This window comes from Pseudomonas sp. LS_2 (assembly GCF_042709235.1).
GTDB lineage: Bacteria > Pseudomonadota > Gammaproteobacteria > Pseudomonadales > Pseudomonadaceae > Aquipseudomonas.
This window is the reverse complement of record NZ_JAVAYC010000007.1, coordinates 47,657-58,203: the sequence shown is the minus strand read 5'-3', so window position 1 is coordinate 58,203 and position 10,547 is coordinate 47,657. Positions and strand designations below refer to the sequence as shown.

Genomic DNA, 10,547 nt, shown 5'->3' with positions numbered 1-10,547 from the left:
CTCGGTGGCCGGATGTACGCAGGGGAACGGATGGGCGGGGGAAATAATTAGAAACCTCCGGCGTGCAGAGGTCGCGCTCTTGAGGGTCTGCTCCGACAGAAATTTCGCTCGACCTTGAAGGAAAGTGCTCTGTACCCGTCACGTGACAGGCTGGAGGGCTTAGAACTTACCCGAATAGAGACTCACTCACTTTCGTATTTGACAATCATTATCATTCTGAATAGTTTGTCGCACGGCGCAGGACGCATCCTAGGTTGGAATGCTCCTTTCCTTACAGACACAAGGTGATTTCCATGGCGGAACAACTATCCACAAGTAAGTGCGATTCACCATTGCTCCAGGCATTCGTCGACAACCGCAGCATCCTGGTGAAGATCGCCGCGCGCATCACCGGCTGCCGTTCACGCGCCGAGGATGTGGTGCAGGATGCTTACTTCCGACTCAGTTCCGCGCCGCAGATCACCTCGTCGTTCAAGGCCCAGCTCAGCTACCTGTTCCAGATCGTGCGCAACCTGGCCATCGACCACTACCGCAAGCAGGCGATGGAGCTGAAGTACTCAGGCAGCGAGGAGGAAGGCTTGAATGTGGTGATCCCGAATGCCTCGCCCGAAGCCACCCACATCAACCTCGCCACCCTCGAGCACATCGCCGATGCGCTCAGCCAACTGCCCCAGCGCACCCGCTATGCCTTCGAGATGTACCGCCTGCATGGCGTGCCGCAGAAAGACATCGCCAAGGAGCTTGGGGTGTCGCCGACCTTGGTCAATTTCATGATTCGTGATGCGCTGGTTCATTGCCGCAAGTCCAGCAAGCAGGGTTGAAGCTGAGGCTTGCAGTAGCGACCCAGAGATTTTCGTCCTTTCTCGATAGAACACGGGCTTTTTCGCGGGTAAACCCGCTCCCACAGGTATTGCGCCGCTCTCCAGTACGCCGCTGAACCTGTGGGAGCGGGTTTACCCGCGAAGAAACCAGCGCCGCCCCGCAGACTAACGCCTCAAACCAACCTGCACCGATCAAAGAACCGTTCCCGCCCCAGGATCATCAGCGCCGCGCGCTTGTGCGGGAAATCGAATTCCTTCTCGCAGTGAAAGCACTGGTCCTGCATGTAGCCAATCATCTTGCCGTTGTCGGCACGCGGCTCGGCCACCACGCGCTGGGTGCGCGGGTCGTCCAGAAACAGGTAGTGCACCAGCGCCGATAACCAACTGGCCACCTTGTGCGGGCCGCGGTGCCCCTCCTCCCCCACCAGCATGTGAATGCCGCGGTCGTAGTCATCGGCCGGGTAGAACGGCGCGATGCGATCCTCCTTGGCCCAGTAGGCCTCGAAGTAGGCGAACGGCTCATCGTCGAAGCAACCGATCAAGGTCAGGGTGTGCGGGTCGGCGTCCAGCGTGTCCAGGTACTCACGGTGCTTTTCCAGGCTGCCGTCTTCCTGCCAGAACTGGGCTACCCGCGGGTTGTTCTGCCAGCGATTGAAACGCGCCAGGTCCTGCTCGATCTCCAGGGTGCGCAGCGACACCCACGCCCCCACGCGCGCATCGAAACGACGGTACACCTCGCCCCGCGGCTTCGGCGCACGGCGCGGGTGGCGCTTGCCATTGCTGAACTGCATCTGCTGCGGGTAGACGCCACTGGCGGACTGGCCCAACCAGGGCTGCGGCAACTGCCAGAACAGGGTGCGTTCACACAGGTACACGCCGGGCTGCGCGCTGGCCAGCAACAAGCCGCTGGCAAGGCTCGGTGCCAGCGCTTGTGGCAGGTGCCATACCAGGCGCTGGCACGCCGGGTCGCGGGACAGCAACCAGTAGCAGGCCGCCCACAGACCTTGCGGGCCGCGCTCGGGGCACAGTTGCTCAAGGTGCACTTCAAGCGGCTGCGCCGGCGCCAGGCGTACCTGGATCAGCGGACGGCCATCCAGGCTCAGGGTCAGCCGGCGGTCGCCCTCGTCGGCGCTGAGGTTGGGCCAGCGTGGCAGGGCCTTGGGCGGTGAAGCGGCATCGAACGGCATGGTCTTGGCTCACGAATTCTGAAGGAATGGCTCACTTCGAAAAACGTCGCCGGACCGTGGGAATTTAGTCCTCGCCAGGTGGATCGACGGTGATCTGGTAGGGCCGGAAGATCCGCAACAGCTCGCCGTTGTCGTGCAACTTGCGCATCAGCGCGGCGAACGCCTGCCCGCTGATAGGCGCGCTGGGGCGCAACAGGGCGTAGTGATGGTAGACCTGGTCGACGCGTTCGGAGGCCATCAGCAAAGGCGTACTCTGCGGGTTGCGCTGGAGGAAATCGCTCAGGTACGAGCGCGTCACCAGGGCGATGTCGGCGCGGCCGCGCTGGACCATGAACAGGTTGCTGTCATGGGAGTAGGTCAGCGTGGCGCGATAGGTTTCGGCCAGGTAGCGAGGGTCGGCATTGAAGTTGGCGAAGGCATAGTGATAACCGTTGAACAGCGCCAGGCGCTTGCCACGCAGCTCGTCGAAATAGCGCTGGTCACGCCCCGGCTGCTGGTGGGCGACGAACACCTCGGCGTCCTCCAGGCCCATGTCCACCGCCACATGGGGAATCTGCTGCCAGCCCCACTGCGGGTTCTCGAAGATCGCCATGTCGGTGCGCCCTTGCTGGAAGTCGCCGAAGCGCCGCGGAATCGAGGTAGGCACCAGCACGAAACGGTACTCGCCCTGCACACGGTTCAGCGCCTCGGCCAGTTGCGGCAGCAAGCCGCTGTCGGCACCCTGCTCGGGGCGCACGGTGTAGGGCGGGAAATGAGCGGCACCGATCCTGACTTCCTGCACCGCAGCGGCCTGGGTGGGGGAAGCCAGCCACAGCGTGGCGAGCAGCATCAGGGAGGAAATGGCCTTGGGGCCGGGCAGTGGAGTCAAGACAAACACTCGTCACGGGGTGGGACGGACCTGGAGCACCCTAAGCTAGGCGTTTTCCCGCCAGGGCACAACCGCCGGTTATGCCAAAATAAAGGCAAATTGCCAGGGGCTGTCGCCCGGCTGCGTATTGGCTAACCTCTACTTCTGGGGTGACTGTGTCTTGCAAGGGAGCCTGGTATGGGCCATTGGCTGGTGATCGACCTGGAAGCCACGACCGATGAAGGCGGCTGGCCTGTCACGGAGATGGAAATCATTGAAATCGGGGCAAGCCTGGTCACCCGTGAAGGGCGCGAGGTGGAGCATTTCCAGCGCTTCGTGCGGCCCCGGCGCAGGCCGCAGTTGACGCCGTTCTGCCGCGAACTGACGCATATCGGCCAGGCCGACGTCGACAGCGCGGCGAGCTTTCCCGACGTGTGGGCGCAGTTCGAGCTGTGGCTGGGCCAGCATCGCGAGCGGTTGCAGGCGTGGGTCAGCTGGGGCGACTACGACCGCCAGCAGTTGCGCCAGGAATGGCAGCAGCACAACGTGCACAGCCTGCTGGAGACGCTGGCGCACATCAACCTCAAGCAACGCTTTGCCAAGGCCCGCCACCTGCAACGCCCAACCGGGCTGAACAGCGCCCTGCAACTGGCTGGCCTGCAGTTCACCGGGCAGCAGCACCGGGCCTTGGAAGATGCCCGCAACACCGCGCGCCTGTTGCCGCTGAGCCTACCGGCGGCAGCCTCGGAAAGCAGATGACGAAGTCGGGGGCCTTGGGCATACTGGCCAGCCTTTTTTCAGCCCGCTCAGGAGTCGCCCCATGTTCAAGGTCAACGAATACTTCGATGGCACCGTCAAGTCGATCGGCTTCAACGGCGAGGCAGGCCCGGCCACCGTCGGCGTGATGGCCCCGGGCGAATACGAATTCGGCACCGCCAAGCGCGAGATCATGCATGTGGTCGCTGGCGCCCTGACCGTAAAGCTGCCAGGCAGCGACAGCTGGGAAACCTTCGTGGCCGGCAGCCAGTTCAATGTGCCCGCCGATAGCAAGTTCCAGTTGCAGGTGAAGGTCGATACCGCCTACCTGTGCGAATACGTCGACTAAAAATGCGTTGACCGTACCGGCCTGTTCGCCGGCAAACACCGCTCTACAGAACAACGGCGTACGTTGTGGGAGCGGGTTTACCCGCGAAGCAGGCACCGCTGTGTTTGGCACCGGCCTTGCCGGTGTTCGCGGGTGAACCCGCTCCTACAAGAGCAGTGCTGCCCTTGAGAGGGCGCTACAAAAAACCCGCCACCCGCTGCGCCGTTGCCTGCAAATGCTGCTCATGACTGAACCCCGACGCCTTCAGCGGCTTGAGGTCATGGTCACCCGCCACCAGCCAGCACAGCTCGATCGCTGGCGACAATGCATACCCCGCCACCGCCTCGCGATTGCCCAGGGCATCCCGCTCGCCCTGCACGATCAGCGTGCGCGTGCGCAACCCCGCCAAGTGCTCGACCCGCGGTTTCTCCGGCTTGCCCACCGCATAGAACGGATACCCCAGGCACACCAGGGCGTCCGCGTCCAGTTCGTCGGCCAGCAAGCTGGCCATGCGCCCGCCCATGGACTTGCCGCCAATGGCCAGGTTTCCCGCGACCAAAGGTCGCACCTGCCGGTACACCTCGCGCCAGCATTCGAGCAGCACCTTTTGCGGGTTCGGCGGGCGCTTGCCGCCGTTTAGACGCCGCTCGGCCATGTAGGGAAACTCGAAGCGGATCACCCCTACCCCAAGGCTCGCCAGCCTTTGCGCGATGTCGTCCATGAACGCGCTGTCCATTGGCGCACCCGCGCCATGGGCCAGGATCAGGGCACCGCGATAACCCTGCTCCCCCCCGGCTCGCGGGGGATCGACGCGCAAGCCTGGGATATTTCCCACTTGCGCCCATTGATCCCCGTCAATACCGGCCACTTGCCCATTACTCATGCTTGCCTCGCTGTTTAGCCTGCCTATAACCGTGGATGGGAACCCATACATGAACACAACCAGCAGTACCGCCTACAACTACCAGGTGGTCCGCCAATTCGCCATCATGACGGTGGTGTGGGGAATCGTCGGGATGGGGCTCGGCGTATTCATCGCCGCACAACTCGTCTGGCCATCCCTCAACTTCGACTTACCCTGGACCAGCTTCGGCCGCCTGCGCCCACTGCACACCAATGCAGTGATCTTCGCCTTCGGCGGCTGCGCCTTGTTCGCCACCTCCTATTATTCGGTGCAGCGCACCTGCCAGACCAGCCTCTTCGCGCCACGCCTGGCCGCGTTCACCTTCTGGGGCTGGCAACTGGTGATCTTGCTGGCGGCCATCAGCCTGCCGCTGGGCTACACCAGCTCCAAGGAATACGCCGAACTGGAATGGCCGATCGACATCCTCATCACCCTTGTCTGGGTGGCCTACGCCGTGGTGTTTTTCGGCACCCTGATGAAACGCACAACCAAGCACATCTATGTGGGCAACTGGTTCTTCGGCGGCTTCATCCTGACCGTGGCGATTCTGCATATCGTCAACAACCTGGAAATGCCGGTCAGCCTGACCAAGTCCTACTCGGTGTATGCCGGCGCCACCGATGCGATGGTGCAGTGGTGGTACGGCCATAACGCTGTGGGCTTCTTCCTGACCGCAGGCTTCCTGGGGATGATGTACTACTACGTGCCCAAGCAGGCCGAGCGCCCGGTGTATTCGTACCGATTGTCCATCGTGCATTTCTGGGCGCTGATCACCCTGTACATCTGGGCCGGCCCGCACCATCTGCACTACACCGCCCTGCCCGACTGGGCCCAGTCGCTGGGCATGGTGATGTCGCTGATCCTCCTGGCCCCGAGCTGGGGCGGCATGATCAACGGCATGATGACCCTCTCCGGCGCCTGGCATAAGCTGCGCAGCGATCCGATCCTGCGTTTCCTGGTGGTATCGCTGGCGTTCTACGGCATGTCCACCTTCGAAGGCCCGATGATGGCCATCAAGACCGTCAACGCCCTCTCCCACTACACCGACTGGACCATCGGCCACGTTCACGCCGGCGCCTTGGGCTGGGTGGCGATGATCTCCATCGGCGCGCTGTACCACACCATCCCGAAAGTCTTCGGCAAGGCGCAGATGCACAGCATCGGGCTGATCAACGCGCACTTCTGGCTGGCGACCATCGGCACCGTCCTGTACATCGCCTCCATGTGGGTCAACGGCATTGCCCAGGGCCTGATGTGGCGGGCAGTCAACAGCGACGGCACGCTCACCTACTCGTTCGTCGAAACCCTGGTGGCCAGCCACCCAGGCTTCATCGTGCGCTTCGTCGGTGGCGCGATCTTCCTGAGTGGCATGTTCCTGATGGCCTGGAACACCTGGCGCACCGTGCGTGCCCCGGCCGACCAAGCCGCCACCGCGAACGCCCAGCTGGCCTGAGGAGACGAGCCTGATGAAACATGAAGTGATCGAGAAAAACGTCGGCCTGCTGGCGTTGCTGATGGTGTTCGCCGTCAGCATCGGCGGCCTGACCCAGATCGTCCCGCTGTTCTTCCAGGACGTCACCAACACGCCGGTCGAAGGCATGAAGCCCTACACCGCACTGCAACTCGAAGGCCGCGATATCTACATTCGCGAAGGCTGCGTGGGCTGCCATTCGCAGATGGTGCGCCCGTTCCGCGCCGAGACCGAGCGCTACGGCCACTACTCGGTGGCCGGTGAAAGCGTGTGGGACCACCCGTTCCTGTGGGGCTCCAAGCGCACCGGGCCGGACCTGGCCCGGGTTGGCGGGCGCTACTCGGACGACTGGCACCGCGCGCACCTGTACAACCCGCGCAACGTGGTGCCCGAGTCGAAGATGCCGTCCTACCCGTGGCTGGTCGCCCAGCCGGTCGACAACAGCCACACCGAGACCAAGCTGCGTGCCCTGCGCACCCTCGGCGTGCCCTATAGCGACGAGGACATCGCCGGTGCCAAGGAAGCCGTGAAGGGCAAGACCGAGATGGACGCGCTGGTCGCCTACCTGCAGGTGCTGGGCACCGCAATCAAGAACAAGAGGTAGACACGATGGACATGGATATCGGCATGATCCGCGGCCTGGGCACGCTGGTGGTGATGATCGCCTTCATCGGCCTCTCGCTGTGGGTCTTCAACCGTCGCCGCGACCGTGATTTCGCCGAAGCGCGCCTGCTGCCCTTCGTCGACGACCGCCTGCCCCCTGCCGGGCAGGAACCTGCTGCAAGGAGTAACGGGCAATGACCACCTTCTGGAGTACCTACATCAGCGTGCTCACCCTCGGCAGCCTGGTCGGCCTGACCTGGCTGCTGCTCAGCACCCGCAAGGGCCAGAGCGACAGCACCACCGACCAGACCATGGGCCATAGCTTCGATGGCATCGAGGAGTATGACAACCCGCTGCCCAAATGGTGGTTCTGGCTGTTCGTCGGCACCCTGGTGTTCGGCGCCGGCTACCTGGTGCTGTACCCGGGCCTGGGCAACTGGAAAGGCATCCTGCCAGGCTACGAGGACGGCTGGACCCAGGCCAAGGAATGGCAAAAGGAAATGGACAAGGCCGACGCGCGCTTCGGACCGATCTTCGCCAAGTTCGCCGCCATGCCGGTCGAAGCAGTGGCCAAGGACCCACAGGCGTTGAAGATGGGCGCACGCCTGTTCGCCTCCAACTGCTCGGTGTGCCATGGTTCCGACGCCAAGGGTGCCTACGGTTTCCCCAACCTGACCGACAACGACTGGCGCTGGGGCGGCGAGCCGGAAACCATCAAGGCCAGTATCATGAACGGCCGCCACGGCGTGATGCCGGCCTGGGCCGAGGTGATCGGCGAGCAAGGCGTGGCGGATGTCGCTGCCTTCGTGCTGACTAACCTCGATGGCCGCACATTGCCTGAAGGGGTCAAGGTCGACGTGGACGCCGGTCAGAAGCTGTTCGCCGCCAACTGCGTGGCCTGCCATGGTCCTTCGGGCAAGGGGACCCCGGCCATGGGGGCGCCTGACCTGACCCACCCACAGGCGTTCATCTATGGTTCGAGCTTCGCCCAGTTGCAGCAGACCATCCGCTACGGTCGCCAGGGGCAGATGCCGGCCCAGGCCGAGATCCAGGGCAACGACAAGGTGCACCTGCTGGCGGCTTATGTGTACAGCCTGTCGCAGGATCGTGAAGTCTCCGAGGCTGTAACCGCCAAGTAAAACTCCAATGCATGGCCAGGGCTGCGCCCTGGTTCGCGGGCAAGCCCGCCCCTACAGGCTGCATGGTAACTGTAGGGGCGGGCTTGCCCGCGAATGGCTGCACCACCCTTCCCTCCCTCCCTTGCACCCCTTCCGAACGCAACTAAGCTTGTTGCCTCAGTAGCCTTGCGCTTGCGCAAGGCCGCCGAAGCGGCGCAAAGCCTGTCGTCGCCTCCAGAAAACAAACCCTGACCAAACGATCAGAAAAATACGAAAAATGGTACACATTACAAATATTTATTTGTGTACAATCGCCCAACCCCAAGACCACGGGACGGTGGTCGAAAGGGCTTGGACACGGGTCGGAGCGAGGATCCTTGCGTTGCCATAACCCTGGTGGTTATCGATACTTGCGCCGATTTTTACGACTAACAAGAACACCCAAACCGTGGAACCTTAGAATGAGCACAGCAATCGGTCCGACTGCTTATAACTATAAGGTCGTCCGCCAGTTCGCCATCATGACGGTGGTCTGGGGGATCCTTGGCATGGGGCTTGGCGTCTTCATCGCTTCGCAACTGGTATGGCCCCAGCTGAACCTGGACCTGCCATGGACGAGCTTCGGTCGCCTGCGCCCACTGCACACCAACCTGGTGATCTTCGCCTTCGGCGGTTGCGCACTGTTCGCCACGAGCTACTACGTGGTGCAGCGCACCTGCCAGACGCGGCTGATCTCCGACGGCATGGCCGCCTTTACCTTCTGGGGCTGGCAGGCAGTGATCGTCGGGGCGCTGCTCACCCTGCCGATGGGTTACACCACCACCAAGGAATACGCCGAGCTGGAATGGCCGATCGCGATCCTGCTGGCGATCGTCTGGGTCACCTACGGGCTGGTGTTCTTCGGCACCATCGTCAAGCGCAAGACCAAGCACATCTACGTCGGCAACTGGTTCTACGGCGCCTTCATCGTGGTCACCGCGATGCTGCACATCGTTAACCACGCCTCGCTCCCGGTCAGCCTGTTCAAGTCCTACTCGGCCTACTCCGGCGCCACCGACGCGATGATCCAGTGGTGGTACGGCCACAACGCCGTGGGCTTCTTCCTGACCACGGGCTTCCTGGGGATGATGTACTACTTCGTGCCCAAGCAGGCCGAACGCCCCATCTACTCGTATCGCCTGTCCATCGTGCACTTCTGGGCGCTGATCACCCTGTACATCTGGGCCGGCCCCCACCATCTGCACTACACCGCCCTGCCCGACTGGGCGCAGTCGCTGGGCATGGTGATGTCGATCATCCTCCTGGCCCCGAGCTGGGGCGGCATGATCAACGGCATGATGACCCTCTCCGGCGCCTGGCATAAGCTGCGCACCGACCCGATCCTGCGTTTCCTGGTGGTATCGCTGGCGTTCTATGGCATGTCCACCTTCGAAGGCCCGATGATGGCCATCAAGACCGTCAACGCGCTGTCGCACTACACCGACTGGACCATCGGCCACGTTCACGCCGGCGCCTTGGGCTGGGTGGCGATGATCTCGATCGGCGCGGTGTACCACATGATCCCGAAACTCTATGGCCGCGAGCAGATGCACAGCATCGGCTTGATCAACGCGCACTTCTGGCTGGCGACCATCGGCACCGTGCTGTACATCGCCTCGATGTGGGTCAACGGCATCACCCAGGGCCTGATGTGGCGCGCCATCAACGACGACGGCACGCTCACCTATTCGTTCGTCGAAGCCCTGCAGGCCAGCCACCCTGGCTACATCGTGCGCACCCTGGGCGGTGCGTTCTTCGCCTCCGGCATGCTGCTGATGGCCTACAACGTCTACCGCACCGTTCGCGCCGCCAACCCGGCGCAGGCTGAAGAAGCCACCAAGATCGTCGTCGTGGGAGCGCATTGATGAAGCATGAAGCAGTCGAGAAGAACATTGGCCTGCTGGCCTTCTTCATGGTCATTGCCGTCAGTGTCGGCGGCCTGACCCAGATCGTCCCGCTGTTCTTCCAGGACGTCACCAACAAGCCGGTCGAAGGCATGAAGCCGCGCACAGCGCTGGAGCTCGAGGGCCGCGATATCTACATCCGCGAAGGCTGCGTAGGTTGCCACTCGCAGATGGTGCGCCCATTCCGCGCCGAAACCGAGCGCTACGGCCACTACTCGGTGGCCGGTGAAAGCGTGTGGGACCACCCGTTCCTGTGGGGCTCCAAGCGCACCGGGCCGGACCTGGCCCGGGTCGGTGGGCGCTACTCGGACGACTGGCACCGCGCGCACCTGTACAACCCGCGCAACGTGGTGCCTGAGTCGAAGATGCCGTCCTACCCGTGGTTGGTCGAGAACAAGCTCGACGGCAAGGACACCGCGAAGAAGATGGAAGTCCTGCGCACCCTCGGCGTGCCCTACACCGACGAAGACATCGCCGGCGCCAAGGATGCAGTCAAGGGCAAGACCGAGATGGACGCCATCGTCGCGTACCTGCAAGGGCTTGGCACCCTCATCAAGAGCAAACGGTGA

12 protein-coding genes are annotated in these 10,547 nt (G+C 63.0%); 9 read left to right on the top strand and 3 right to left on the bottom strand.

Annotated features, from left to right (window positions below; genetic code table 11):
- Positions 1-293 precede the first annotated feature (293 nt).
- Entirely contained in the window at positions 294-821 is a 528-nt protein-coding gene (locus RAC97_RS08650) for an RNA polymerase factor sigma-70 (protein ID WP_375100923.1), read from the top strand.
- A 173-nt stretch (positions 822-994) separates the two neighbouring features.
- On the opposite strand, the gene RAC97_RS08645 is transcribed toward RAC97_RS08650, so the two are convergent.
- On the bottom strand, positions 995-2,008 hold the full coding sequence (locus tag RAC97_RS08645; RefSeq protein WP_375100922.1) for a GNAT family N-acetyltransferase: 1,014 nt from the start codon (positions 2,006-2,008) through the stop codon (positions 995-997).
- Positions 2,009-2,072: 64 nt separating this feature from the next.
- Positions 2,073-2,876: a substrate-binding periplasmic protein gene (locus tag RAC97_RS08640; RefSeq protein ID WP_375100921.1), complete on the bottom strand. Its 804-nt coding sequence runs from the start codon at positions 2,874-2,876 to the stop codon at positions 2,073-2,075.
- Positions 2,877-3,053: 177 nt separating this feature from the next.
- Between RAC97_RS08640 and RAC97_RS08635 the strand changes: the two genes are divergently transcribed.
- Together RAC97_RS08635 and RAC97_RS08630 are read left to right on the top strand one after the other, a co-directional pair.
- A complete protein-coding gene (locus RAC97_RS08635) occupies positions 3,054-3,614 on the top strand; it encodes an exonuclease domain-containing protein (protein ID WP_375100920.1) in 561 nt (186 codons plus the stop codon).
- 61 nt (positions 3,615-3,675) lie between these two features.
- Positions 3,676-3,960, top strand: coding sequence for a pyrimidine/purine nucleoside phosphorylase (locus tag RAC97_RS08630; RefSeq protein ID WP_375100919.1), 285 nt, complete (start codon positions 3,676-3,678; stop codon positions 3,958-3,960).
- Between the two features lie 175 nt (positions 3,961-4,135).
- Here the strand turns inward: RAC97_RS08630 and RAC97_RS08625 are convergent, their stop codons facing one another.
- Positions 4,136-4,822, bottom strand: coding sequence for an alpha/beta family hydrolase (locus RAC97_RS08625; RefSeq protein ID WP_375100918.1), 687 nt, complete (start codon positions 4,820-4,822; stop codon positions 4,136-4,138).
- Between the two features lie 49 nt (positions 4,823-4,871).
- On the opposite strand from RAC97_RS08625, the gene ccoN (RAC97_RS08620) reads away from it, so the two are divergent.
- From ccoN (RAC97_RS08620) to ccoO (RAC97_RS08595), 6 genes are all read left to right on the top strand, one after another.
- A complete protein-coding gene (ccoN, locus tag RAC97_RS08620; RefSeq protein ID WP_375100917.1) occupies positions 4,872-6,296 on the top strand; it encodes a cytochrome-c oxidase, cbb3-type subunit I in 1,425 nt (474 codons plus the stop codon).
- 13 nt (positions 6,297-6,309) lie between these two features.
- On the top strand, positions 6,310-6,918 hold the full coding sequence (gene ccoO, locus RAC97_RS08615; protein WP_375100916.1) for a cytochrome-c oxidase, cbb3-type subunit II: 609 nt from the start codon (positions 6,310-6,312) through the stop codon (positions 6,916-6,918).
- Positions 6,919-6,923: 5 nt separating this feature from the next.
- Entirely contained in the window at positions 6,924-7,115 is a 192-nt protein-coding gene (locus tag RAC97_RS08610) for a cbb3-type cytochrome oxidase subunit 3 (protein WP_375100915.1), read from the top strand.
- The gene (gene ccoP / locus RAC97_RS08605; protein WP_375100914.1) at positions 7,112-8,056 is read left to right on the top strand and encodes a cytochrome-c oxidase, cbb3-type subunit III; all 945 of its coding nucleotides are present in this window, start codon (positions 7,112-7,114) and stop codon (positions 8,054-8,056) included. The genes RAC97_RS08610 and ccoP overlap by 4 nt, the downstream gene beginning before the upstream one ends.
- A gap of 440 nt (positions 8,057-8,496) precedes the next feature.
- The gene (gene ccoN / locus RAC97_RS08600; protein WP_375101633.1) at positions 8,497-9,939 is read left to right on the top strand and encodes a cytochrome-c oxidase, cbb3-type subunit I; all 1,443 of its coding nucleotides are present in this window, start codon (positions 8,497-8,499) and stop codon (positions 9,937-9,939) included.
- Positions 9,939-10,547: a cytochrome-c oxidase, cbb3-type subunit II gene (gene ccoO, locus RAC97_RS08595; RefSeq protein WP_375101634.1), complete on the top strand. Its 609-nt coding sequence runs from the start codon at positions 9,939-9,941 to the stop codon at positions 10,545-10,547. The genes ccoN (RAC97_RS08600) and ccoO (RAC97_RS08595) overlap by 1 nt, the downstream gene beginning before the upstream one ends.